24 protein-coding genes are annotated in these 25,584 nt (G+C 61.6%); 13 read left to right on the forward strand and 11 right to left on the reverse strand.

The window, feature by feature from the left end; translation table 11 throughout:
- Positions 1-21 precede the first annotated feature (21 nt).
- Positions 22-1,392 carry a class II 3-deoxy-7-phosphoheptulonate synthase gene (locus AC2S2E_RS15665; RefSeq protein ID WP_486523015.1) on the reverse strand — a complete coding sequence of 457 codons (1,371 nt, stop codon included), beginning with the start codon at positions 1,390-1,392 and terminating at the stop codon, positions 22-24.
- Positions 1,393-1,651: 259 nt separating this feature from the next.
- A complete protein-coding gene (locus tag AC2S2E_RS15670; protein WP_486523016.1) occupies positions 1,652-4,537 on the reverse strand; it encodes a M16 family metallopeptidase in 2,886 nt (961 codons plus the stop codon).
- Between the two features lie 136 nt (positions 4,538-4,673).
- Between AC2S2E_RS15670 and AC2S2E_RS15675 the strand changes: the two genes are divergently transcribed.
- The 5 genes from AC2S2E_RS15675 (at position 4,674) to AC2S2E_RS15695 (ending at position 7,618) form a co-directional block, all read left to right on the forward strand.
- Positions 4,674-5,249, forward strand: coding sequence for a NifU family protein (locus AC2S2E_RS15675; protein ID WP_486523017.1), 576 nt, complete (start codon positions 4,674-4,676; stop codon positions 5,247-5,249).
- Positions 5,250-5,260: 11 nt separating this feature from the next.
- The gene (gene tsaB / locus AC2S2E_RS15680) at positions 5,261-5,953 is read left to right on the forward strand and encodes a tRNA (adenosine(37)-N6)-threonylcarbamoyltransferase complex dimerization subunit type 1 TsaB (RefSeq protein WP_486524635.1); all 693 of its coding nucleotides are present in this window, start codon (positions 5,261-5,263) and stop codon (positions 5,951-5,953) included.
- Positions 5,954-5,974: 21 nt separating this feature from the next.
- Complete coding sequence (locus AC2S2E_RS15685) at positions 5,975-6,451, forward strand: GNAT family N-acetyltransferase (RefSeq protein ID WP_476105619.1); 477 nt, start codon at positions 5,975-5,977, stop codon at positions 6,449-6,451.
- 173 nt (positions 6,452-6,624) lie between these two features.
- Positions 6,625-7,068, forward strand: a complete 444-nt coding sequence (locus tag AC2S2E_RS15690) for a Ros/MucR family transcriptional regulator (RefSeq protein ID WP_476105620.1) — start codon at positions 6,625-6,627, stop codon at positions 7,066-7,068.
- Between the two features lie 121 nt (positions 7,069-7,189).
- Positions 7,190-7,618, forward strand: a complete 429-nt coding sequence (locus tag AC2S2E_RS15695; RefSeq protein ID WP_172341092.1) for a transcriptional repressor — start codon at positions 7,190-7,192, stop codon at positions 7,616-7,618.
- Between the two features lie 37 nt (positions 7,619-7,655).
- On the opposite strand, the gene AC2S2E_RS15700 is transcribed toward AC2S2E_RS15695, so the two are convergent.
- The 7 genes from AC2S2E_RS15700 to AC2S2E_RS15730 form a co-directional block, all read right to left on the reverse strand.
- Positions 7,656-8,648 carry an aldo/keto reductase gene (locus AC2S2E_RS15700; RefSeq protein ID WP_486523018.1) on the reverse strand — a complete coding sequence of 331 codons (993 nt, stop codon included), beginning with the start codon at positions 8,646-8,648 and terminating at the stop codon, positions 7,656-7,658.
- A 265-nt stretch (positions 8,649-8,913) separates the two neighbouring features.
- Positions 8,914-9,864 (reverse strand): Gfo/Idh/MocA family oxidoreductase, encoded by a 951-nt coding sequence (locus tag AC2S2E_RS15705; protein WP_476105625.1) that lies wholly within the window; start codon positions 9,862-9,864, stop codon positions 8,914-8,916.
- Positions 9,865-9,921: 57 nt separating this feature from the next.
- Positions 9,922-10,764 carry a class III extradiol dioxygenase subunit beta gene (locus tag AC2S2E_RS15710; protein ID WP_486523019.1) on the reverse strand — a complete coding sequence of 281 codons (843 nt, stop codon included), beginning with the start codon at positions 10,762-10,764 and terminating at the stop codon, positions 9,922-9,924.
- Positions 10,765-10,775: 11 nt separating this feature from the next.
- Positions 10,776-11,216, reverse strand: a complete 441-nt coding sequence (gene ligA / locus AC2S2E_RS15715) for a protocatechuate 4,5-dioxygenase subunit alpha (RefSeq protein ID WP_476105627.1) — start codon at positions 11,214-11,216, stop codon at positions 10,776-10,778.
- Positions 11,217-11,272: 56 nt separating this feature from the next.
- Positions 11,273-12,298, reverse strand: a complete 1,026-nt coding sequence (locus AC2S2E_RS15720) for an amidohydrolase family protein (protein WP_486523020.1) — start codon at positions 12,296-12,298, stop codon at positions 11,273-11,275.
- 23 nt (positions 12,299-12,321) lie between these two features.
- Complete coding sequence (locus tag AC2S2E_RS15725; protein WP_486523021.1) at positions 12,322-13,161, reverse strand: NAD(P)-dependent oxidoreductase; 840 nt, start codon at positions 13,159-13,161, stop codon at positions 12,322-12,324.
- Positions 13,162-13,242: 81 nt separating this feature from the next.
- Positions 13,243-14,418, reverse strand: a complete 1,176-nt coding sequence (locus AC2S2E_RS15730) for a LysR family transcriptional regulator (RefSeq protein WP_476105632.1) — start codon at positions 14,416-14,418, stop codon at positions 13,243-13,245.
- Between the two features lie 113 nt (positions 14,419-14,531).
- On the opposite strand from AC2S2E_RS15730, the gene ligK reads away from it, so the two are divergent.
- From ligK to AC2S2E_RS15765, 7 genes are all read left to right on the forward strand, one after another.
- The gene (gene ligK, locus AC2S2E_RS15735) at positions 14,532-15,206 is read left to right on the forward strand and encodes a 4-carboxy-4-hydroxy-2-oxoadipate aldolase/oxaloacetate decarboxylase (RefSeq protein ID WP_476105633.1); all 675 of its coding nucleotides are present in this window, start codon (positions 14,532-14,534) and stop codon (positions 15,204-15,206) included.
- Positions 15,207-15,492: 286 nt separating this feature from the next.
- Positions 15,493-16,554, forward strand: a complete 1,062-nt coding sequence (locus AC2S2E_RS15740) for a 4-oxalomesaconate tautomerase (RefSeq protein ID WP_486523022.1) — start codon at positions 15,493-15,495, stop codon at positions 16,552-16,554.
- A 70-nt stretch (positions 16,555-16,624) separates the two neighbouring features.
- Positions 16,625-17,503, forward strand: coding sequence for an amidohydrolase family protein (locus AC2S2E_RS15745; RefSeq protein WP_486523023.1), 879 nt, complete (start codon positions 16,625-16,627; stop codon positions 17,501-17,503).
- Positions 17,504-17,570: 67 nt separating this feature from the next.
- The gene (locus tag AC2S2E_RS15750; protein WP_486523024.1) at positions 17,571-18,500 is read left to right on the forward strand and encodes a LysR family transcriptional regulator; all 930 of its coding nucleotides are present in this window, start codon (positions 17,571-17,573) and stop codon (positions 18,498-18,500) included.
- A gap of 185 nt (positions 18,501-18,685) precedes the next feature.
- On the forward strand, positions 18,686-20,158 hold the full coding sequence (locus tag AC2S2E_RS15755; RefSeq protein ID WP_486523025.1) for an efflux transporter outer membrane subunit: 1,473 nt from the start codon (positions 18,686-18,688) through the stop codon (positions 20,156-20,158).
- Between the two features lie 4 nt (positions 20,159-20,162).
- Positions 20,163-21,359 carry an EmrA/EmrK family multidrug efflux transporter periplasmic adaptor subunit gene (locus AC2S2E_RS15760; protein WP_486523026.1) on the forward strand — a complete coding sequence of 399 codons (1,197 nt, stop codon included), beginning with the start codon at positions 20,163-20,165 and terminating at the stop codon, positions 21,357-21,359.
- A 10-nt stretch (positions 21,360-21,369) separates the two neighbouring features.
- Positions 21,370-22,986, forward strand: coding sequence for a DHA2 family efflux MFS transporter permease subunit (locus AC2S2E_RS15765; RefSeq protein WP_486523027.1), 1,617 nt, complete (start codon positions 21,370-21,372; stop codon positions 22,984-22,986).
- Between the two features lie 61 nt (positions 22,987-23,047).
- Here the strand turns inward: AC2S2E_RS15765 and AC2S2E_RS15770 are convergent, their stop codons facing one another.
- Both AC2S2E_RS15770 and AC2S2E_RS15775 read right to left on the reverse strand, forming a co-directional pair.
- The gene (locus AC2S2E_RS15770; protein WP_476105645.1) at positions 23,048-23,683 is read right to left on the reverse strand and encodes a CoA transferase subunit B; all 636 of its coding nucleotides are present in this window, start codon (positions 23,681-23,683) and stop codon (positions 23,048-23,050) included.
- A 5-nt stretch (positions 23,684-23,688) separates the two neighbouring features.
- A complete protein-coding gene (locus AC2S2E_RS15775; protein ID WP_476105647.1) occupies positions 23,689-24,393 on the reverse strand; it encodes a CoA transferase subunit A in 705 nt (234 codons plus the stop codon).
- Between the two features lie 321 nt (positions 24,394-24,714).
- On the opposite strand from AC2S2E_RS15775, the gene AC2S2E_RS15780 reads away from it, so the two are divergent.
- A complete protein-coding gene (locus AC2S2E_RS15780) occupies positions 24,715-25,581 on the forward strand; it encodes a LysR family transcriptional regulator (RefSeq protein ID WP_486523028.1) in 867 nt (288 codons plus the stop codon).
- Positions 25,582-25,584 lie beyond the last annotated feature (3 nt).

Raw genomic sequence — 25,584 nt, forward strand, 5'->3', positions numbered from 1 at the left:
TTGTGGCCCCCTCTCCCTTTATCAGGCTGCCACGCGGCGCTCTTGCGCCTCGCTGTTAAGCTCCTCGGCCAGAAGGAAGGCCAGTTCGATCGATTGCGCGCCATTGAGACGGGGATCGCAATGAGTGTGATAACGATCGGCCAGCGCAGCATCGGTCACATCGATCAGGCCGCCGGTGCATTCGGTCACATTCTTGCCGGTCATCTCGATATGGATGCCGCCGGCATGGGTGCCTTCGGCGCGGTGCACGGCAAAGAAGTCGCGAACTTCCTTGAGAATACGCTCGAACGGACGGGTCTTGTAGCCGCTGTCCGATTTGACAACATTGCCGTGCATCGGGTCCGACGACCACACAACCGGGTGCCCCTCGGCCTTTACCGCGCGCACCAGAGCGGGCAGATGGGCCTCGACCTTGTCATGGCCGAAACGGGCGATCAGCGTGATGCGCCCCGCTTCACGCGACGGATTGAGCTGATCGAGCAGACGCAGCAGCAGTTCAGGCGCCAGCGACGGCCCGCACTTCACGCCGATCGGATTGCCCACGCCGCGCAGGAATTCAACATGCGCCGAATTGTCAAAGCGCGTGCGATCCCCGATCCACAGCATATGGGCCGAACAATCGTACCATTCGCCGGTCAGCGAATCCTGACGCGTCAACGCCTGCTCATAAGGCAGCAGCAGCGCCTCATGGCTGGTGTAGAAATTGGTGCCCTGAAGCTGGGGCACGCTTTGCGGATCGACGCCGCAGGCCGCCATGAAGTCCAGCGCCTCGCCGATCTTGTCGGCCATGGCGCTGAAACGCTCGCCCCAGGGGCTGCGGTCGATATGTTCCAGCGTCCACTTATGCACCTGACGCAGGTTGGCATAACCGCCGCTGGCAAAGGCGCGCAGCAGGTTGAGCGTGGCCGCCGACTGGCCATAGGCCTGAAGCATGCGGTTCGGGTCATTGCGGCGCGATTCCGGCGTGAACTCGCTGCCGTTGATGATGTCGCCGAAATAGCTGGGCAGTTCCAGATCGCCCAGTTTCTCGGTCGGGGCGCTGCGCGGCTTGGCGAACTGGCCCGCGATGCGGCCCACCTTGACCACCGGCTGCTTGCTGGCAAAGGTCAGCACAACCGCCATTTGCAGCAGCACGCGGAACGTGTCGCGGATCGCATTGGGGTGGAATTCGGCAAAGCTTTCCGCGCAATCGCCGCCCTGAAGCAGGAAGCCATTGCCCGACGCCACCTTGGCCAGATCAGCCTTTAATGCCCGCGCCTCGCCTGCAAACACCAGCGGGGGAAAGTTGGCCAGCGTCTGCTCCACCCGGCCGAGTTCTTCGGCATCCTGATAGACGGGAAGGTGCCGTGCTTCGGCGTTCTTCCAGCTTTCCGGGGTCCAGTTGCTTGCCACTATCCTTACTCCACACGCCGCATCATTTTGCGGCCCTGCCAAAAACAGATTTGCCAAAACATGTACCATTTAGTACATGGATCGAAATAGATCCTGCCGACCATCAGAGCCAACGCTTGCGCGATTCTGCCCTGCGTTAAGCAAGGCGCTGCCCATACAGGTCTATGCGGCGAATAGAAAGCCGCTCTTTTCGATCAGTTTGAACGGAAATTCCGCCGATGAGGGCCTTTTGCCCCCACCGGCATGACGAATTTCGCGCTTATTTGCGCTCTGGCATGATGGCCACACGGAATGCGCGATCCTTGGTCAGCCAGCGCGCGGCCAAGGCCTGCAACTCCTCCGGCTTCACATTGACATAATCGGCCATCAGCCCGCGCACCTGATTATACCGGCGCGGGTCCTGCGTGGCACCCTCGATCTGGCTCATGAAAAAGGCGGTGCTCGATGATGCCCGCGCCACCTGTTGGCGCAACGGCTCGGTCACCAGCGCCAGTTCGCTGGCCGGGATCTTGCGCGTGGCCAGATCCTGCGCGATCTTGTCCACCGTTTCAAAAAACAGCGGGACCATTTGCGGCGTCACCTGCGCGCTGGCCGACATCGTGCCCCCGCTGGGCAGATCGAGCGGCCAATCCGCCGACACCTGCGGCGCATAGGAGGCCCCGGTCTTTTCACGCATCGCCGAAAGCAGGCGATTGGCAAAGACCTGACTAAGGACTTCCAGATGGCGGCTTTCGGTCACCCCCTCGACCCCGCCGGCGGTCGGCCAAGTCACGACGGCGGCGGCCTGATTGGCGTCGCCATCATGGGTGATGACCTTGGGCGTCATGCTGGGCGTGGCGAAACCATAGCCCTGCGTCGTAGCGGGCGTCAGCGGCATGCGGGCTGCCAGCGCGCCAAAGGTCTTTTGCAGCGCCTCTATGCCCTTTTCACTCTCAAAATCGCCAAAGACCTGCACCTCGATCGGACCTTGCGCCAGAATGGGTTCCCATACCTGACGGAAACCTTCGGGCGTCACCTTGTCCAATTGCTGGGGCGTGGGCACGGCAAAGCGCCCATCATTGCCGCGTTGCAGATAACGCAGGTCACGCTCCATCACGCCTTGCGGGCTGGAGGAATAGGACGAGAACTGGATCTTGCCTGCGGCCCGCGCGCGCAACAAAGGCGCCGCATCCCAACGCGGCATCGCGAATTTGGCGGCAAACAGATAGAGCTGATCCTCCAGATCCTCGGCGCGGGTTTCGCCGGTGAACTGGAACGAACCGTCATCGATGCGGAAATCAAAGCCCAGCTTGCGCCCGGTCGAAATGCGGTCGAGTTCTTCCTGACCCAGCGGCCCCTCGCCCGAACTGACCAGCGCCAGATTGCCCAGCAGCGCATAGGCATTATCCTGCGGCTTGAATGCCTGCCACCCGGCGCCAAAGCGGACCTTGACGATAACGCGGCCCGGATCATCCTTGGTCGGCCAGAATTGCGCCTTTACGCCATTGGCAAAGGTCAATTCCTGTACATCCAGCATCCCGGTCGGGCGAATAGCGGGCGGCGCAGATGGCGTGCCAATGGCGGGCAGATCGGCAAAGCTGATCGGTTTGAGCGCGGCGCGCGCGCGCTCATCGGGCACAGCCTTGGCCAGAAGCGCGGCGCGCAACTCCTCCGAACTCGCCTCACCCCTTTCCGGCGTGACATAGAGCGAGCGGATAACCTTGCCGGTAAACAGCTTGCGCGCATGTTCCAGCACCGCCTGCGGCGTGAACAGCGGCAGGGATTTCTTGAAAATATCCTGCACCACAGCGGGCGAGGCAACGGTTTCATGAATATCGACCGCCTGCACCAGATCGTCGGCCAGTTTGCCACCGGGCAGAAGGGCGCGCTGTTGCACCTGCGATTCGAACACGACGTTCATTTCGGCGGCCTCGCGGGCGATTTCCTCGACGCTGGGCGCGCGGTCCAAAACATCGGCGATAATGCCGCGCACCTCGGTCAACGCCTTGCGCCAATCGCCATCAAGGGGCGAAACGGTCACGAAAGTCCCATCGACCGACCGCGATTCATTCTCCTGATCCACACGGGCGGACAGGAAATTGCCCCCCGCCCTCGCGCGCGCCTCCAAACGGCGGTTCAGGATGGCCAGAGCCAATTGGTCCAGCATCAGCCCCTGATTATAGACCACCGTATCCTGCTTTTCATGCCAAGGGCGCAAAACGGCATAGATCAGTGAGCGCGGGACGGTGGGTTCGACCATTACCTGCGCCGCGCCCACCGGATTGGCGGGGTCCGCGCCGGCGGGCGTTGTGGGCGCACCGAAATCCGGGCTGGGCGTTGCGGGGCCTTCGCCCTTCCATTCGCTGAACCATTTGGACACCAGTGCTGCCGTCAAACGCGGATCGGCGTCGCCGGCCACCACCACCGTCACCCGTTCGGGACGATACCAACGCTGGTGAAAGGCGCGCAGCGTGTTTTGGCGCGCGCCGGTGATCGTGTCGACATCGCCAACCGTGACGTGCGAGGCCAAAGGCTGCCCCTCGGCCATCAGTTTGCGCATGGCGATCATCAGGCGTTCCGATGTGCCCCCACGCTCCCGCTTTTCGGCCAGAACGATCGGGGCCTCGATACGAATATCGCTTTCCGAAAGGTTGGGCGCAAAGACCATGCCCGAAATCAGCTTGAGGCTTTCATCCAGCGTGGCGGGCGAGGCATCGGGCAGGTCGATCTTATAGGTCGTGGCCGTCGGCGTCGTTTCGGCATTGGTATCGCTGCCAAAGGTCGCGCCAAGGCGTTGCCAGGTCGGGATCGCGGCGGCCTGCGGCAAATAGCGACTCTGACGAAAAACGAGATGCTCGATCAAGTGGGCAAAGCCTGCTTCCTGCGGCTTTTCATGCATGGCGCCGACATCGACACGCACGCGGATCGAAACCTGTCCGGGGGGCACCTGATTGTTGCGCACGGCCCAGCGGACGCCATTGGCCAGTTCGCCAAAATACCATTCGCGGTCATGGGGGACATCGCTGCCCTTATACAGCCATGGCGCATCCTGTGGCGGCAAAGGCGGCAGGACCGAAGCGGTGCGGGCAAATCCGGGCTGGGCGCCGATCAACGCCAAAGAGATGACAAGCGAAAGCAGGCGAGGCGCACGGGAGATTTGGCTCATATTGCAAGCTATAGGGAGCCCCATCCTTAAAGGCCAGTGAACAGCGAAAGCTTTTGATCGGCAAAACTTCGGCATTTGACCGACAAATAGATTTTCAACCCTTGTGGATGGCCGTTAACGTCCCTAAATCGGCACCATGTTTATCGAGACCGAAGCGACCCCCAACCCCGCCACGCTCAAATTCCTGCCCGGTCGGCAGGTCATGGTGGCCGGCACCCGCGAATTTCTGGATGAAGAGCAAGCCGAAGCCTCGCCGCTGGCCGCCGCGCTGTTCAGCCTGGGTGATGTGACGGGCGTGTTCTTCGGGCGTGACTTCATTTCGGTGACGGCCGGACAAGGCGTGGCATGGAGCGATCTGAAGCCGCAGGTTGTGGCCATGCTGCTTGACCATTTCATTTCCGAAGCCCCGCTGTTTGCCGCCGGTTCGGCCGTCGGCATCAGCGTTCCGGCCGAAGAAGACTTTCCCGGCGATCGTGAAGAAGACGCCGACATTATCGACCAGATCAAGGATCTGATCGAAACCCGCATCCGCCCTGCTGTCGCCAATGATGGCGGCGATGTGGCCTATCGCGGTTTCCGCGATGGCGTGGTGTTCCTGCAAATGCAGGGCGCCTGCTCGGGCTGCCCCTCGTCTTCGGCAACGCTGAAGAACGGGATCGAGAGCCTGATCAAATATTATGTGCCCGAGGTGAGCGAGGTACGCGCAGCGTGACCTTGTCGCCAATGTCGCCAGACCGTCGCGCGCCCGATTTTCATCAGGCGCGCTGGTTGGCCATTGAATGCACGACAGAGGCCTGTTCGGTGGCCCTGTTTGAAGATGGCGCGCTGATTGCGGGTGAATATCGCGAATTGGGGCGCGGCCATGCCGAAGCGCTGGTGCCGATGATCGCCGCTTTGCCGAATCGCGGTCAGGCCGAGGTGATTGCCGTCGGGCGTGGGCCGGGCAGCTTCACGGGCCTGCGCATCGGCCTTGCTGCGGCGCGGGCGCTGGGCCTGGCATGGGGCGCGCCCGTTTTGGGCTATCCCACATTGGCGCTGATTGCGGCCATGGCTGTGCATCGCGAACAGGGGCCGGTGCGCGTGGCGACCACCGGCGGCCACGGCGAATGGTTCACGCAGAGCTTCGGCCTTGATGGACAGGCATTGGATAGCCTGCTTTCGCAAAAGCCCGAAGCGGCCGCGATATGTCGCGAAACACTGATCGCGGGAAGTCAGGCCGAAGCATTGCTGACCAGACGAGTGGCCAATGGCGGCGCGCAAGGTAACGCTTTACAGATCTGGCCCGACGCGCGCGAAGTGTACAGATTAAATTCAATTCATTTTACTTCTGATCTCAGCCCGCTTTACGGTCGCGCTCCTGACGCCCGCCTTCCCGGTGGGCGTTTGCCGGATGAGCCCAAAATTTCAGCAGTCTGATTCGCAGGATTTTCTACCACCATGATGCTCAAAGACGATGTTGACCGCATTATGGAGGTAATGGATGCAGCATTCGACCCGTTCTGGGGCGAAGCATGGAACCGCATGCAGATCGAGGGCGCTCTGGCGGTGGGCAACACCCATTACTGGCTGATTGCGCCCGATGGCGCCCACCCCAAAGAAGGCGAAGAAGCGGCAGGCTTCGCGTTGGTCCGGCAGGTTTTTGACGAGGCTGAGCTGCTGCTTTTCGCGATTGCCCCGCGCTGGCGTCGACGCGGCCTTGGCGCAACATTATTATCAAGAACAATCGCTGATATGAAAAGATCGGGCGTCATCAAGGTGATGCTTGAAATGCGCAGAGGTAATCCAGCCGAATACCTTTATCGCGCCGCAGGATTCGCACCCATCGGTGTTCGACCTAAGTATTACCGCTGCTCAGATGGCAACAGGATCGACGCCGTCACATTTTCCTTTCTGCCAGATGAACAGAACAATTGACCAAAACGAATGCGCAATTGCATTTGAAAGAAGAAACAGATTTCTCAATTCTGTATCTTGAATAACGGTCAAAAAAGTTCCAATAGTACCTGATGCAGCTGGGATGGAGCTGCATAAACAAAGCAAGCAAAAACAGACAATCGGGTCATAAGCAAAAGAGAAGGCTACATCCCATGAGCACAATCGAAGTCGATTCGAAGGAAACCCTGATCACCTTGACGTCGGACATTGTTGCCGCGCATGTGAGCAACAATAACGTCACTGTTGACGACCTTCCTTCGTTGATCACCAATGTTTTCAATGCCCTGTCCGGCCTTGGCCAGCCTTCGGCTCCGGTGGAAACGCCGCCCGAACCGGCTGTGTCGGTCCGCTCCTCGGTCAAGCCTGATCACATTGTGTGTCTCGAAGACGGCAAGAAGCTCAAGATGCTCAAGCGTCACCTGGCAACGCATTACAACCTGACGCCGGAACAGTATCGCGCACGTTGGAACCTGCCCGCCGATTATCCGATGGTTGCCCCCAACTATGCGGAAAAGCGTCGCGAGCTGGCCAAGTCGATTGGTCTGGGCCGCAAGCCCAGCGTCAAGCGCGGCCGCAAGCCCAAGGTTGCCGCCTGATAGGACTTATGGCTTATTACGGCGGTTTTGCCCCCGTTTATCACGCCATAGCAGGTTGAAGTTTTGCCCTGTCGGCTCCATAGTCGGCAGGGCATTATTTTTGTAAAGACACGGACCCCCAGTGCACCAACAAATCGACATCGAAACCCTTTGCCAGCAGCGTGGACTGCGAATCACCGAGCAACGCCGTGTGATCGCCAAAGTGCTGTCGGAAAGCGATGACCACCCCGATGTGGATCAGTTGCACGCGCGCGCAACGGCGGTTGATCCGGGCATCTCGATCGCGACAGTCTATCGCACTGTGCGCCTTTTCGAAGAAGCGGGCATTTTGGACCGTCACGATTTCGGCGATGGTCGTGCCCGTTACGAGGCCGCGCCCGAAGCACACCATGACCATCTGATCGATGTGGAAACGGGGCATGTGATCGAATTCGTCGATCCCGAACTCGAAGCTCTTCAGCGTCAGATCGCCGAGAGGCTGGGCTATCGTTTGGTGGATCACCGACTGGAATTGTTTGGGGTCAAGCTGGAACGCGAAGCCAAAAAGTAACAGAAAGGGCGGGGTCAAATCCCCGCCCTTTCTTTATTCAGGCAAATTCTTCGGTATCCATCGTCGCCTGCATCGCGGCGGGGTAGCGCGGGCCGGAAACGGTATTCTGATTGATCAGTGCATCCAGCTCGGCAAGCGTTGCATCCGATGGCCGCCAATCAGGACGGGCGATGTTTTCGCGCAAATGAGCCGGATTGGTGGTGCCGGGAATCACATGCACATGGTCTCCGCGCGAGAGCACCCATGCCAGCGACAATTGCGCGGGCGTTACCCCTTCCCGTTCCGCAATGGCATTGAAACCGTCGACCAGCGCGAGATTCTTGGGCCAATTATCGCCATTAAAGCGCGGATGGGTACGGCGCAGGTCCTTTTCCTCCAGCGCTGCCGGATCGCGCACACCATTGGCCAAAGTGCCACGCGCCAACGGACTGAACGCCACCAGCGCCACGCCCAATTCACCGCAAGCCTGCAATACGCCCAATTCAGGGTTACGCGTCCACAGCGAATATTCCGTCTGCACCGCCGTCACCGGACAAACAGCATGGGCCTTGCGCAGCGTTTCCGCGCTCATTTCCGACAGGCCATAGCCGCCGATCTTGCCCTCGGCGATAAGATCAGCCATCGCCCCGGCGCTGTCCTCGATCAGAACCGTAAAGTCACGGCGGTGCATGTAATAGAGATCGATATGATCGGTCTGCAGCGCCTTCAGGCTCTTTTCAATCTCGGCCTTGATCGTCTCAGGCTTGCAATCGACATAGCGGCGCTGACCATCAGCGATCAGGCCCATCTTGCTGGCCAGATAGAACTCACCACGACGCCCTTTCAGCGTCGCGCCCAGCAGTTCCTCGTTCTTGCCGCCGCCATAAAGACGCGCGGTGTCGAGGTGCTGATAGCCCAGATCCAGCGCAAGATGCAGCAACTTGGCCGATTCTTCGGGCGGCGGCGGCGCGGCATAGGCCCAGCTGACATTCATGCAGCCAAGGCCGACGGGGTTCAGATCCTTGCCACCAAGTTTGCGGGTGATGGGCATTGAGGGGTCCTTATTCAATGGCGGGTTTTATGCCTCCGGCGGGCAAAGGGACTCGTCCCTTTGCAATCCCATTACCGGGTTTGTCGAAGGGACGGCATTGGAAATGGCATGGATATGAAAAAAGCCTGCGGCGCGGCGAGGTTACCCCCTTTGGCGCCGCAGGCTTTCATTTTCAACACGGCGTCCGACACAAAACGCCGAACCACAATCGCAACGAATACAGTCATGGGAGCGCGAGGGACGAGTCCCTCGCATCAACGCCTTCTTACTTCTTCATCGCGTTCAACTGCACTTCCAATTCGCCCAGCACGCGATAGCAATCGAGCACCTTGCCCACCGACGAATTGGGCTCGCGCCCTTCGCGGATGGCGGCGATGAATTCGCGGTCCTGCAATTCGATGCCGTTCATCGACACATCGACCTTCGACACGTCGATAGCGTTTTCGCGGCCATCGACCAGATCGTCATAGCGCGCGATATAGGTCGCGGTGTCGCCAATATAGCGGAAGAACGTGCCCAGCGGCCCATCATTGTTGAACGAGAGCGAGAGCGTGCAGATCGCGCCGCTTTCCGCCTTCAACTGGATCGACATATCCATCGCGATGCCCAGCGTCGGGTGATAAGGCCCTTCGATGGCATTGGCCGCCACAATCTTGCCCGCCTGATAGGCAAACAGGTCCACCGTATGCGCGGCGTGGTGCCACAGCAGGTGGTCGGTCCACGAACGCGGCTCGCCCTTGGCGTTCATATTGCTGCGGCGGAAGAAATAGGTCTGCACATCCATCTGCTGGATGTTGAATTCGCCCGCCGTGATCTTGTTGTGCACATATTGGTGCGACGGGTTAAACCGGCGCGTGTGGCCCACCATGCAGGTCTTGCCGGTTTCCTGAGAAACCTTCAGAACTTCCTGCGCATCGGCCCAACTGTCGGCCAGCGGGATTTCGACCTGCACATGCTTGCCCGCCTTCATGCAGGCGATGGCCTGCGATGCATGCATCTGGGTCGGCGTGCAAAGGATCACCGCGTCCACATCGTCACGGGCCAGCGCATCGTCCAGCTCGGTCGAGGAATGTTTGGCGCCATATTTGGCGGCGACCGCGGCGGCCTGTTCGCCGGTGCGGCTGATGATCGAGGTGATTTCCACGCCGTCGATGTTCTTCAGACCATCGAGGTGCTTTTCGCCAAAGGCGCCAGCGCCAGCAAGGGCAATACGCATGAGAGGATACTCCATTGAAAAATGCGCCGGGCCACATGCGCGGCCCGGCGTTTCGAATTACTCGGCCGGTTCCAGCACGATATGGCCGATGGCCGTGTTGCTGCACGGGATATGGTAATGGCGGTGCAGCGTCTTGACCTTCTTGCCCAGCGCGCCGCGCATGATCAGCCACATCACCATTTCGATGCCTTCGCTGCCGGTTTCGCGCAGATATTCGATATGCGGGATGTGGCGCACATCGTCATTGTCGCTTTCCAGCAGGTCAAGGAAGCGGTTGTCCCATTCGCGGTTGAGCAGACCCGCGCGCGGCCCCTGAAGCTGGTGGCTCATGCCGCCCGTGCCCCAGATCTGAACGTTGAGATCTTCGGAGAAGCTCTCGACCGCCTTCTTGATCGCCTCGCCCAGCGCCCAGCAGCGGTTGCCCGAGGGGACGGGATAGGTGACCACATTGACCGCCAGCGGGATGACCTTGACCGGCCACTTGGCAGGCTTGTCGAACATCATGCTGAGCGGAACGGTCAGACCATGGTCAACGTCCATCTTGTTGATGATCGTCATGTCGAAATCATCAAGGATCAGCGACTGGGCAATGTGCCACGCCAGATCGGGATGGCCTTCGACATCGGGCACCGGGCGCGGGCCCCAGCCCTCGTCGCAGATGCCATAACGCTCGGCGCAACCGATGGCAAAGGTCGGCACGATGTTCATGTCGAAATAGCTGGCATGGTCATTGTAAACCAGCACGATCACATCGGGCTTCTGTTCCTTTTCCCATTCGCGGGTCCAGTCATAGCCCGAAAAGATCGGGCCGAAGTAATCGTCGCGGTCCTTGCCCTGATCCACGGCCACGCCTAACAAGGGCACATGGCTGGAGCCGACACCGGCGGTAATCTTGGCCATTTTCTTGCCCCTTAGTTCTTTGACGCGGCAGCAGCCGCCTGATTTTCACGGATCGAGCGATTGCCTTCGGGCGAACGGCCGCCATCCAGCATCATCTGGCGATATTCAGGCCAGGTCATGTCGGTCATCGTGCTGACCGCTTCGGCAAAGGGCAGGCCGTCGGCCGAAAACAGCTTCGAAAGGAAATAGACATTCCCGCCCAGATCGAGCAGCGCGTTATAATCGCGGCGCAGCAGGGCCTGCTTGCCTTCTTCCGAAATATCCCATTCGTCCAGATAGGCGCGCTCGTCCTTCTTGAAACGTTCGCGGTTTTCCGGCTTCATCATGCTCATGGCGAACTGGTTGATCCAATATCCGCGACGCGCACGCTGCGCAGTATAGATACGGGTGCCGGGAATATCGTCAAATTCGGCCAGATATTCGTGAATATTCTGTGTGGGGTTTTCAGCCATCTTCATTCTCCCAAACCCGCCCCCGTTCGGTGTGTCGAACGGGGGCAAGTCATTGATTAAAGGCCGCGCGCCTTCAGCTTGGCGTCCAGACGCGGGAACACACGGCGGGCATTGCCTTCAAAAATCGCGTGACGCTCGGCGTCGGAAATATCCAGCGCGTCGACATACCGCTTGGTGTCGTCGAAATAGAAACCGGTGGTGGGATCGATCCCGCGCACCGCGCCCACCATTTCCGACCCGAACAGGATATTCTTATTGTCGATCACATCGGCCAGCAGGTTGATGCCGGGCTGGTGATAGACACAAGTGTCGAAAAAGATGTTGTTCATCAGATGGGTGTCAAGCGACGGCTTTTTCAGCATGTCGGCCAGACCACGATAACGACCCCAGTGATAGGGCACCGCGCCGCCGCCATGCGGGATGATGAAGCGCAGCGTGGGGAAACGGCTGAACAGATCGCCTTCGAGCAATTGCATGAAGGCAATGGTGTCGGCCGCGATGTAATAGCCGCCCGTGGCATGCATCGCCGGGTTGCACGAACCCGAAACATGGATCATCGCCGGAACGTCCAGTTCGACCATCTTTTCATAGAAGGGGAACCAATATTCATCGGTCAGCGGCGGATGCTTGAAATGGCCACCGCCCGGATCGGGGTTCAGGTTGCAGCCGATGAAGCCCATCTCGTTGACGCAGCGCTCCAATTCGGCAATCGAGTTGGTCAGATCAGCTTCAGGCGACTGGGGCAGCATGCAGACCGGTTCAAACACGCCGGGGAACAGATCGACCACGCGCCCGATCAGATCGTTGCAGGCCTGCGCCCATGGCACGGCCACGCTCTGATCGCCGACATGGGGGGCCATCGCGCTGGCGCGGGGCGAAAAGATGGTCAGATCCGCGCCGCGTTCCTTGATCAGGCGAAGCTGGTTGGCCTCGATCGTCTCGCGGATTTCATCGTCGCTGATATGCGGATAGGCGGGCGCGGCCACGCCTGCCTTGAAGGCGGCCTTCTGTTCCTCACGCCACGCATCATGCCCCTTGGGCAAAACGGTGTAGTGGCCATGACAGTCAATAATCAGGCTCACGGGGGTTTACTCCTTTCCCTCGATCAATCTTGTTCTTCGATCAGACGGTCTTTGCGCCCCGCCATCTCGCGCTGGCGCAAAACGGTGCCGCTGGTCATCATCGGCTCGATGCCAAGCCCGGTCAGGGTCTTGGCCGACTCTTCCATCTCGGCGGCGCGGCGCACGCCATGCGTCACCATGCGCTCGATGTTATAGGCCGCCCGCTTGGCCCAAGGCCACGCCTTCTCGCTGGCATCGAGGCTGGAGAGGACCTCATCGACGACCCCTGCCTCTTGCGCGGCCAGTATCATTTCGGCGGTCAGCGCCTCGATGCCCTTGACCATGACGCTGCGGATCATCTTGATCGCCGAGGCCCGGCCCACTTCATCGCCCACGATGCGGATGTTGGCAAAACCGGCCTCGCGCAGCATGGCCTCGGCCCGCCCCGCCTCGCGCCCGGCCAGCAGCAGCGGCACGTTCAACCGCGCCGGATCGACCGGGGCCAGCACCGCCACATCGACATAGCATCCGCCCGCCGCCTCAATCGCGGCGGCGGCCTCACGCTTGGTGCCCGGCGCCACCGAATTGCAATCGGCCCAGATCGCGCCTTTGGGCAGGAATGCGGCATATTCCTGCGCCGCAGGCAAGGCGCTGTCGGCCGTCACCAGCGACAGGACCATCTCACGCCCGGCCAGAGCCTCTTGCGCATCACGCGCGACCATCAACCCATCGTCTGCGGCCAAAGCCAAACGTTCGGCACGCAAATCCCACACGCCTGCGCGCGCATTGCCGCCCGCGCCGTCACTCCCCTCGCCCCAACCGCCCGCGCGGGCAAAGGTGCTGCCAGCCTCGCCATAGCCGATCAGGGAAATAGTATGTGACACGAACGAATCTCCTTTATCCCACTGGCATGCCGTCAAGCCTCGCGCGCGCGCCAATTGAAAGGCGTCCGGCATCATAAGTTTTTACAAAACCTGCTGCGCCTGCTTCCTGCCGCAATCGCGGAGCATCGCCAAAAACGCCTCTTGGGTCGATGTGGGCCGCCACCCCGCACGGGTGGTGATGCCAATATTGCGTGAAAAGCCGGATGCCAGTTCACGCGCGATCAACACACCGGCATCCAGTTCGACCGAAACCTGCGCCCGGCTAAGCAAGGTCAGGCTTTCGCTGTCGAGCAGCAATTGACGGATCGTCATCACAGAACCGCATTCGATCGCCACGCGCGGCGGCTCGGCGCCAAGGTCGCGCAACATCGCCTGCCAATGTCGGCGCAACGGCGTCTCTGAACCCGGCAAGATCCACGGATACTCGGCCAATTTCGCCCCCGGCTCGGCCACATCTTCCAGCGGATGCCCCTTGCGCATGACCAGTACGGGCGTGTCGGCAAATACCTCCTCGCCCGCCAGACCTTCGGCCTCGGCCCCTTCGCGGAGAGCCCCCAACATCAGGTCGATTTCTCCATCACGCAACGGACCGGACAATTCGCCGTGACTGCCCTCCACCACCATCAGGCCGACACCGGGATATTCGCGGGCAAACCGGCTGATCGCTTCTGGCAACCAACGGGCACGGGACAGAGGCATGGCCCCCACGATGATGCGCCCCGCCGCCTTGCCCTGCCACGTCGCCACTTCGGCCAATCCGGCGCGCAATTCGGCCATGGCCAAACCAAATCCACGCGCGCGCCGCTGCCCGGTCGGGGTCAGGGCCACATGCTGGCCACGACGATCCACCAGCCTTTGCCCCAGCGCCACCTGCAAATCGGCAACGGCGCGATGGAGCGAGGCCGAGGACAGGCCCGTCGCCTCCGCCGCCCCCGCATAACTGCCCGCACGCGCCAGAGCGAGCAGGGCGCGAAGCTGGGTTCCGGTAACGCGCGGGCTGCCGATGTGGTCGATGGCGGCCTCTGCGCGCGGGGCCATCAGCAGCGCGGGTTCGGTCGCCGTCATCCCTTGCGCGCTGCGCTCGAACAGGGTCACGCCGATGCTCGCCTCAAGGCCCGCGATGGCCTGCGTCAACGCGGGCTGGGTCAGGTTTACGGCGCGGGCGGCGCGCGTCAGACTGCCATGCCGCACCGTCGCGGCCAGCGCGGCAAAATGGCGGATGTTGAGCGGTCGGTCACCAATTCCATTTTCAATCATGACCACGCTTTTAGCAGAAACTTATGACCTTAGACAACTTCGCATTGGAGGCTGGCCGCGCCCCGGCGCATGTCGCATGCCACCCAATTATCGACCATCCAGAGAGGATCATCATGTCCGCCATCGTCGTTCAGAACATCGAGCGCGCACCCCTTGATGTCATCGACGGCCTCGCCGCATGCGGCGTCGCCACCGTCCACGAAGCGCAAGGCCGCAAGGGGCTGCTGGCCAGCTATATGCGCCCGATCTATCCCCGCGCCCGCATCGCCGGCAGCGCCGTGACGATCAGCGCCGCGCCGGGCGACAACTGGATGGTCCATGTCGCCATCGAACAGTTGAAAGAAGGCGACATCCTCGTCCTTGCCCCCACGTCCCCGTGCGAAGACGGCTATTTCGGCGACCTTCTGGCCACCAGCGCGCAGGCGCGCGGATGCCGCGGCCTCGTCATTGACGCGGGCGTGCGCGACGTGCGCGACCTGACCGACATGAACTTCCCCGTGTGGTCCAAGGCCGTCTATGCTCAGGGCACCGTCAAGAACACGCTGGGCAGCGTCAACGTTCCCATCATCTGCGCCAACCAACTGGTCAACGCGGGCGACGTAATCGTGGCCGATGACGACGGCGTCTGCGTCGTGCGCCGCGAGGAAGCCGCCGAAGTGCTCAAAGCCGCGCAGGCCCGCGAAGCCAACGAAGCGGCCAAGCGCGAAAAGCTGGCCGCGGGCGTGCTGGGCCTCGACATCTACAACATGCGTGAGCGGTTGGAGAAGGAAGGGTTGAAGTACGTTTGATTTTGGGGCGTAGTTAAAGGGTGCCTCCGGCGGGCCAAGGGACTCGTCCCTTGGCAATCCCGTGAATGGGGTGGCGCTTTGGTGGCCAAGGTAGCGGCTTGAACATATATTGAAAGCCTGCGGCGCGGCGAGTTAACGGCGCCTGGCGCCGCAGGCTTTACAATTCAAACGCCGCGTCTGACACCCAACGCCGAACCCGTGGCGCAACAAAGACAGTAATGGGAACGCGAGGGGCTAGTCCCCCGCATCTTCAAACTTTCTAGAAATCTCAAAGGGAACCAACCCCATGCCCACCAACCTCTCCTCCCCCTGTATGTGGATGCGCGGCGGCACCAGCAAGGGCGGCTATTTCCTGAAATCCGACCTGCCTGCGGACACCGCCACGCGCGATGCGTTTTTGCTGGGCGTGATGGGATCGCCCGATCCGGTGCAGATTGACGGCATGGGCGGGGCTGATCCGCTGACCAGCAAGGTGGCCGTGGTCAGCAAGTCCGAGCGCCCCGGCATTGATGTCGATTACCTGTTCCTTCAGGTTTTCGTCGATCAGGCGATTGTGACGGACGCGCAGAATTGCGGCAATATCCTTGCCGGAGTTGGCCCCTTTGCGATTGAACGCGGCCTGATTGCCCCCGGCGGCGACGAAACCCGCGTGGCCATCTTTATGGAAAACACCGGGCAAGTGGCCGTCGCCACGGTCCAGACGCCGGGCGGCGTGGTGTCCTATCAGGGCGAGGCCAAAATCGACGGCGTACCCGGTTCGCACGCCCCCGTGCCGCTGGAATTCCGCGATACCGCCGGTTCGTCCTGCGGTGCGCTGTTGCCCACGGGCAATACGGTGGATGTGGTCAATGGCGTTGCCGTCACGCTGATCGACAATGGTATGCCCTGCGTTGTGTTCAAGGCGCAAGACGTCGGCATCACCGGCTATGAGGACCGCGACTGGCTGGACGCCAATGTCGAACTCAAGGCCAGGATCGAGGCCATCCGTCTGGCCGTGGGCGAACGGATGAACCTTGGCGATGTAAAGGAAAAGTCGGTCCCCAAGATGATGCTCGTGGCCCCGCCCAAGAATGGCGGCGCGGTGACGGTGCGTTCGTTTATCCCGCATCGCGCCCATGCCACGATCGGCGTGCTGGGTGCGGTGTCGGTGGCCACGGCATGCCTGCTGCCGGGATCGCCCGCCGCCGAGGTCGCGCAGATCCCCGATGGTGCGCGCAAGACCCTGAGCGTCGAACACCCCACGGGCGAAATGACCTGCGTTCTGGAAACTGACGAAAATGGCGATGTAAAAACCGCCGCCCTGCTGCGCACTGCGCGCAAGCTGATGGACGGCACCGTGTTCGGATGAACACATTTGATGACGGTGTTCGGATGAACGCATTCATTCACACCGTTTTCGGCTGAATTAGGAGAGATCAATGTCTGAACGTATCACCAGCTGGCATTCGGCCCCGTCAAAGCCCACCTATACCCCGCCGCCGGGCGCGATTGACGCGCATTGCCATGTGTTTGGCCCGATGGCGCAATTCCCTTTCAGCCCCAAGGCGAAGTACCTTCCCGAAGACGCCGGGCCGGACAAGCTGTTCGCCCTGCGCGACCATCTGGGGTTTGCGCGTAATGTGATCGTTCAGGCATCGTGCCACGGCACCAACAATGCCGCCACGTTGAACGGCATTGCCGTGTCGGGCGGCAAGGCGCGCGGCGTTGCCGTTGTCGATCCGGCCATCTCGGACGAGGAGATCGCCGCCTTGCATGAAGGCGGGATGCGCGGCATCCGTTTCAACTTCCTCAAGCGCCTCGTCGATGACGCGCCCAAGGACAAGTTCCTAGAGGTGGCCCACCGCCTGCCCAAGGACTGGCACATCGTCATCTATTTCGAGGCTGACATCCTTGAGGAAATGCGCCCCTTCATCGCCGCCCTGCCGCGTCTGGTGGTGGTCGATCACATGGGCCGCCCCGATGTGACCCAAGGCCCCGATGGCCCCGACATGAAGGCGTTCCGCAGCCTTCTCGACAGCCGGGATGACATCTGGTTCAAGCCGACCTGCCCGGATCGTCTCGATCTGGCCGCGGGCGATCCGTGGGACAATTTCGCCCGCGCGGTCGTGCCGCTGGTGGCCGATTATTCGGACCGCTGCATCTGGGGCACGGACTGGCCGCACCCGAACATGGAAAAGGCGATCCCCGATGATGGCCATATCGTCGACATGATCCCGCGCATTGCGCCCACGGCAGAGCTTCAGCAAAAGCTGCTCGTCACCAATCCGATGCGCCTGTACTGGCCCGAAGAACTGTGATGTTTTGAGGGAAGGTGGCCCATAAAGCCCCCTTCCCTCCACCTCTCCCTTGCGGCAATAAGTTTGAATGCCGCAAACGCTCCCCGATCTTGAAGCATGGGCCATTTTCGCCAAAGTGGCCGAATGCGGCAGCTTCAGCCGCGCGGGCGAGCAATTGGGCCTGGCCAAGACCACCGTGTCCAAGGCCGTCACCCGGTTGGAGGCGCGCATGCGCGCCAGCCTGTTTCATCGCACCACCCGCAAATTGTCCCTAACCGAAACCGGGCGTCTGGCGCTGGAACGGGCCACGCGCATTCTGGGTGATGGCGCCGCGATTGAGGCCGACATTCTGGACGAGGCCGCAACGCCGCGTGGCCTTGTCCGCATCGCCTCGATCAGCGCGGTAGGCGTTCAGATCATCGCCCCCGTCCTGCCCGAATTCCTGAAGGCCAATCCGGAAATCGAGGTCGATCTGGTTCTGACCGAAAACCGGGTCGACCTGGTGGCCGAAGGTTTTGACGCCGCCATCCAGGTCGGCATCCCCGGCGATTCCGCCAGTTTACGCGCCGTTCGGCTGTCCTCGCTGCGCCGCCCGCTGGTTGGCGCGCCGGAATTGATCGAACGGCTGGGCATGCCGCGGACGCCGCAGGATCTGGTGCGCTATCCGGCGGTCCTGCCCAGCCACATCGCCAATAGCCATGAATGGCAATTCGCACGCGGCGATGAAGACCCCGTCACCGTTCGGGTCAACGGGCGATATCGCGCCAATCATGCCGAAGCGATCGTGCCCGCACTGGTGGCCGGGGTGGGCATTGGGTTGATGGCGGAATATTTCGTCTGGGAATATTTGCGCGACGGCACGCTGGTCGAACTGCTGCCGGAATGGAGTACACCGCCCGGCCCGATCTATCTGGTCACACCGCCCGGCCGTGCACGCCCGGCGCGGGTGCGCGCTCTGCTCGACTTTCTGCGCCCGCATCTGACCTTGCCCAAATGGAGCAATGTGCCGCGATTGTGAGCGCATAACGAACATTCATTATACGCAGTTCAGAAACACTATTATGCCGCATTGGCGGATAATCCTTGACGCTGCGCCGCACTATAACACAATTGTCAGTATCAGGTGGAGCCCCCCTTCACTTCACCTTGCAAGACTTTCCGCCGGTTCCGGAATGCCGTCGGAAAGATAAACGAAAGCTACACATGACCATTTCCCCCACAAAGCTGCGGGCCAAGCGTTTGTTGGCAACAGCTTTGACGATGTCGACATTGGCCGGATGCGCCGGCCTGCCTCATGACAAGCCCCAACTCGCGCCCCGCGATGGCGCGCAACTTGGCCTGAACGCTGCGGAAACACCCGTGGTTCCGGTTGCCCCCGACTGGTGGCTGGCGATGGGTGATCCGCAATTGGACCGGATCATGGCCGATGCGCTTGCCGCCAATCCGTCGCTTGATGAAGCCGCCGCGCGCCTGCGCATGGCCAGCGGCCTGATCGCGTCGGCCAAGGCGCAGCGGATGCCGCAGGTGTCCGCCGATGTTTCGGCCATGGATCAGCGCCTGTCGAACAAATACATCTACCCCGCGCCGCTGGGCGGATCGTGGACGTGGATTTCCAATGCGCAGGCCAATTTGGACTGGTCGCTCGATCTGGCGGGGCGGCAAAGGGAATTGGTGCGCGCGGCCAAGTCTTTTACCAAAGCCAATGAATTGCAGCTGGCCGCCGCCCGCGTGTCCATTTCGGGCAGCGTGGCGCAGGCTTATGTCAATTTCGCCCGCGCCGAGGCGCAGGCCCGCATCGCCCGCGAATTTGTCGAATCGCGCGCCGCATCGCTGCGGATCGTTACGGCCCGCCGTGATGCCGGCCTTGGCAATGAATTCGACATTGCCAGCGCCCGCACCCTGCAATCCGAGGCGGAACAGGCGTTGACCCGAGCCGAAGGCGCAAGGTTGGTGGCGCTGCACGCGCTCTCCGCTTTGGTCGGACGGGGGCCGGATTATGGTGCCAAACTGACCACCCCGACGCTGGCGCTGGACAAGGCTTTGCCTGTTCCCGAAGCGCTGCCCGCCGATCTTCTGGCCCGCCGCGCCGACCTTTTGGCCGCGCGTGAGCAGGTGAATTTGGCCATGGTGGGCCAGCGGATCGCCAAGACCGAATTCTATCCCAACGTCAACCTGCGCGCCTTTGTCGGGGCGCAGGCGCTGGGCATCGGTTCACTGTTTACCGGCAGCGCGCTGACCGGCGGGTTTGGTCCGGCGGTACACCTCCCGATCTTTTCCGGCGGGGCCTTGCGCGCACAATATCGTCAGGCCGTCGCCGGGGCGGATGTTGCCATCGCGCAATATAACAAAGCCGTGGTGGACGCGGTGCGTGATGCCGCCGACGCCCTGTCGGGTGTTGAAACCAACCGCCGCGACGCGATGCAGCAGGCCGACATTCGCACCGGGCTGGAAAAGACCGTCTCGCTGGACAAGGTTCGCCTGAAATCGGGCCTGTCGACCAATCTGGACGTGTTGAGCGCGGGCGAACGCCTGCTTTCCGCGCGTCAGGCCCAGGTCGATCTGGCCGCCGATGGCGCCATCAAGCGCATTCAATTGCTGGTCGCGCTGGGCGGCGGTTTCACCCCGTTGCCCGATCAGGAACCGGGCGCAACGCCTGCCGTTGTCGCCAAAAGGTAAATCCATGAACCAGCAAAATCATTCATTCGACAAGGACAAAGCCTCCACCATGGCCGACGATTTCACCCCCGCCCCAGCCAAGAGCGCGTCGCGTCGCAAGGGCTTCCTGCTGCTGGGGGCGGCCGTGCTGATCGGCGCGGCCGGCTACGGCGCCTATACGATGATGTCGGCCGCGACCGAGGAAACCGACGACGCCTATGTGGCGGGCAACGTGACCCAGATTACCGCACGTGACGCCGGCACCGTCATTGCCGTTCACGCGGAAAGCACGCAGGCGGTCAAGGCGGGGCAGGTTCTGGTCGATCTAGACCCCGCGCTGGCCGATGCCCAGCTGGCCGCGGCTGAGGCGGAACTGGCACGCGCGGCGCGCACGGTGCGTTCCGGCTTTACCAAGGTCGGCACGGCGGACGCCGAAATTGCCCAGGCCGAAGTGCGCCTTGCCGCCGCCAGGAGCGACCTTGTCCGCCGCGAAAAGGCGGTGGGTTCGGGCGCCATCTCGGCCGAAGAAGTCGCCCACGCCAACGAAGCCGTACGGATGGCGCAGGCCAATCTCGATCTGGCCCGCAGCCACCGCGCCGATGCGCAAAGCGCCGTGGCCGGGGCGGATGTCGCGAACAATCCGGCCGTCTTGGCCGCCATTGCCGCGGTCAAGCGCGCCGCCATCGCCCGTTCGCACATGCAACTGGCCTCGCCGGTCGATGGCGTTGTGGCCCAGCGCGCCGCGCAGGTCGGCCAGCAGGTTGCGCCGGGCGCGCCGCTGATGTCGATCGTGCCGCTGCGCAAGGTTTGGGTAGACGCCAATTTCCGCGAAACCCAACTGGCCGATCTGCGCATTGGCCAACCGGCAATCCTGCATTCCGACGCCTATGGTAAAAAGGTCACCTATCACGGCAAGGTCATCGGCCTGTCGGCGGGTTCGGGCGCGGCCTTTGCGCTTTTGCCCGCGCAAAATGCCAGCGGCAACTGGATCAAGGTGGTTCAGCGCGTACCGGTGCGCATCGCGCTCGACCCCAAGGAACTGGACGCGCACCCGCTGCGTCTTGGCCTGTCGGTCAATGTCGAGGTCGATACCTCGCAAGGCACCGGCCAGCCCGTGACCGCCATGCCCGCCGTGGCGCAAGCCAGCGAACCCATCGATACGGTCAGCCCTGCGGTCGAGGCGCGCATTCGCCAGATCATCGCAGCCAACGCCGGGCGTTGAGGCAAAAAGCATGAGCAAAACCCTTCCTCCAGATTCGCCGGATCTGGACGTGAACGACTTCGCCATCGACGAACCCGATGAAGGCCCCGTCGCCGCAACGCCGCCGCCGCTTCACGGCGCGGCGCTGTTTACCGCGGCCTTTGCGCTGGCGCTGGGCACCTTCATGCAGGTGCTGGATTCCACCATCGCCAACGTGGCGCTCAACACGATCTCGGGCAACCTGGGCGAAGCGAGCAGCACCGCGACATGGGTGATCACCGCCTTTGCCGTGGCCAATGGTGTCACCGTGCCTCTGACGGGCTGGCTGATGCGGCGGTTTGGGGTGGTGAACACGTTTATCGCCTCGGTCGCGCTGTTTACGATGGCCTCGTTCCTTTGCGGGATTGCGTGGTCGCTGCCCTCGCTGATCGTGTTCCGATTGTTGCAGGGCGCGGTGTCCGGCCCGATGATTCCGGGCAGTCAGGCATTGCTGCTGGCCATTTTCCCGCCGGAAAAGCGGACCGTGGGCCTGTCGATCTGGTCGATGACGGCGCTGGTCGGGCCGGTGCTGGGGCCGATCCTTGGCGGGTATATTTCGGACAATTACCACTGGGGCTGGATCTTTCTGATCAACGTGCCGGTGGGTTTCATCACGGTGGGCGTGCTGATGGCGCGGATGCGCTCGTATAATACGCCGCCGGTGAAATTGCCCTTTGACTGGGGCGGCGTGGCGCTGTTGATCCTGTGGGTCGGCTCGCTTCAGGTCGTGCTCGACCTTGGCAAGGACGAGGACTGGTTCAATTCGACCTTCATCTGCGTGCTGGCCGTCGTGGCGGTGGTCGGTTTCTTCGCCTGGTTGATCTGGGAATTGACCGAGGAACATCCCGCGGTTGACCTGACCCTGTTCAAAAGCCGCAACTTTGCCATTGGCACGCTATGCTTCTGTCTGGGCTATGGCTTCTTCTTTGCCAGCAACCTGCTGATGCCGCTCTGGCTGCAAACGCAACAGGGCTATACGGCGACATGGGCGGGGCTGGTATCGGCGCCGGCCGGTATGGTGGCCTTTTTCCTTGCGCCGGTGGTGGCGCGGGCGGCGGGCACGATCGATCTGCGCTATGTGGCGACCTATGCGTTGATTGCCTTTGCGGCGTCCTATTTCATGCGTACCGAATTTGCGCCGGACACCGACCTGTTCCACTTTGTCCTGCCCTCGATCGTACAGGGGACGGCGATGGGCACGTTCTTCATGTCGATGACGACACTGTCCTTTGACAGGCTGGGGCCGCATCGCATTCCATCGGCCACGGGCATTTCCAATTTCGCCCGCATCACCGGGGGCGCTTTTGCCGCATCGATCACCACGACCTTTTGGGACCGGCGCGAAGTGCTGCACCAAAGCCGTCTGGCCGAGGCAGCCAATAACGGCAATCCCGCCTATGTTCAGGCCATGAACCATTTGCAGACGATGGGCATGAGCAAGGCGCAGGCCACCGGATCGCTGACGGGTCAGATGATCAACCAGTCCTACCTGATGTCCTCGCTCGACATCTTCTGGTTTGCCGGGATGGGCTGTCTGGCCATGCTGGCGCTCTTGTGGTGTACGCGTAAACCCGCGCCGCCGCAGGGTGGCGCGGTGGTTGTCGATTGACACAAAAAGGCCGGGGCGGTTTGATCCACCCCGGCCTTTTTGTTGGGCGTTTGGGCGCGCATTAATCGACGTAATGCGCGGTGGTCTTTTCACGGACCTCTTGCGCCGTCACGCCGGGGGCCAGTTCGACCAGCTTGAACGGGCTGTTGTGATCGGGGCGGGCAAACACGGCCAGATCGGTCACGATCATGTCCACCACATTGCGCCCCGTCAGCGGCAGGGTGCAGGAGGGGATGAACTTGGCGCTGCCATCCTTGGCGCAATGCTCCATCACCACGATGATCTTCTTGACGCCCGCGACCAGATCCATCGCGCCGCCCATGCCCTTGATCATCTTGCCCGGAATCATCCAGTTGGCGATGTCGCCATTTTCCGACACTTCCATCGCGCCAAGGACGGTGAGGTCAATATGACCGCCACGGATCATGGCAAAGCTCTGCGCGCTGTCAAAATAGGCGGAATGGGGCAGTTCGCTGATCGTCTGCTTGCCAGCATTGATGAGGTCGGCGTCTTCCTCGCCCTCATAGGGGAACGGGCCGATGCCCAGCATGCCGTTCTCGCTCTGCAGCGTGACGGTCAGCCCTTCGGGCACGTAATTGGCCACCAGCGTCGGGATGCCGATGCCAAGGTTCACATAAAAGCCGTCCTGAAGTTCGCGCGCGGCGCGGGCGGCCATTTCATTGCGGTTCCAAGCCATTGTGCTCAGGCCTCCTTCGGACGGGTGGTGCGGAATTCGATCTTCTTGTCATAACTGCCCAGCACGATGCGCTGAACATAGACACCGGGCAGATGGATCGCGTCAGGGTCCAATTGGCCGGGCTCGACAATCTCCTCGACCTCGACCACGGTGATCTTGCCGGCGGTGGCGGCGGGCACGTTGAAATTGCGCGCCGTCTTGCGGAAGATCACATTGCCGGTGGTGTCGGCCTTCCAACCCTTCACAATGGCAAGATCAGCGAAAATGCCCTGCTCCAGCACATATTCCTGTCCGTCAAAGACCTTGGTTTCCTTGCCCTCGGCCACCAGCGTGCCCACGCCCGTCTTGGTGTAAAAACCCGGAATGCCCGCCCCGCCCGCGCGCAGGCGCTCGGCCAGCGTGCCTTGCGGAGTGAATTCCACCTCCAGTTCGCCCGCCAGATACTGACGTTCGAATTCCTTGTTCTCGCCCACATAAGACGAGATCATCTTCTTCACCTGCCGCGTGCGCAGCAGCTTGCCGATGCCCTCATTGTCGATGCCCGCATTGTTGCTGGCAAAGGTCAGATCCTTGACCCCGCTGGCCTGAATCGCATCGAGCAGACGTTCGGGAATGCCGCAAAGGCCAAAGCCCCCGCTGGCGATCAACAAACCATCGCGCAACAACCCGTCCAGCGCGGCCTCTGCGCTGGGATAAACCTTGCTTGCCATACAGCTCCCTCTCTCTCGGGACTAATTCGAGGGGAGTGTATCGGAGGAAATTGATGCGTTCTAATGATAGTTTTTTTGGGGTATTGATAGGTGATGGTGATGTTTTAGGGTGAGGAAGATAAGTTACCTCCGGCGGGTTAAGGGCGGGGGCCCTTAACAATCCCGGTACTGTCCTTGTTGCGTCATGGGTTGCGCGTTGCGTGAACTTGCCGCGCCGCAGGCTATAAAACGCTCTGCGGAAAGACACATCATCGCAAACAAAGCACCACCCATTAACGGGATTGCAAAGGGCCCCCGCCCTTTGCCCGCCGGAGGCATAAATTGAACCGTATCGCCCTTTACCACCTCGAAACCCTGCTCTGGATCGCCCGCCTCGGCACCTTCGCGGCGGCGGCAGAAAGACTGAACACCACCCAGCCCACCATTTCGGCCAGGGTGCGCGAATTGGAGGCGCAGATCGGCTATGCCCTGTTTCAACGTGAGGGGCGGCGAATGTTGCTGACCGTGCGCGGTCGGCAATTGGTGCGCGATACCGAACCTTTGTGGGCGGCGCTGGAACGGACGCTGGCCTCGGACAATCTGGCGGGGGCACGCGGCGTGGTGCGCATCGGCACAGGGGAAATCGCGGCGGCTTCGTGCCTGCCCGGATTTGTGGCCGAAATCGAGCGCGACATGCCCGCACTGACGCTGGACATCACGATCAGTCTGACCGCGCAATTGCTGCAAAACCTGTTGGGGGCGACCAGCGATCTGGTCTTTCTTGCCGGTCCAGTGGCCAGTCCGGGTCTGCAAACAGCATCCATCGGGGCGATTGAATTGCAATGGCTGGCCTCGCCCGCCACGGCGCAGGCCATGCGCAAGGGTGCGGTGCCGCCCATATGGTCCTTGCCCCGCCAATCGCCTCTGCATCAGGTTATGCTCGAAACACTGGCTGGCGAAACATTGCCCGCGATCCGCACCTGCAACAATGCCCGCATGTTGATCGACATCATCATCGCCGGGCAAGGTATGGCCCTCTTGCCCGAAACCATGACGCGCGATGCGGTGACAGGCGGGCGGTTGCAAGAGGTCTGGCCCCGGCCCAAGCGCGGGATCGAATTTCAGGCCGCCATTCGCGCCGAAGAAAGCGATCCTTTGGTGCTGGAACTGTTCAGGCGGGCGGCGGGGTTGCGGATTGATCCTCGTTAAAGG

The organism is Novosphingobium sp. 550D (genome assembly GCF_057401885.1).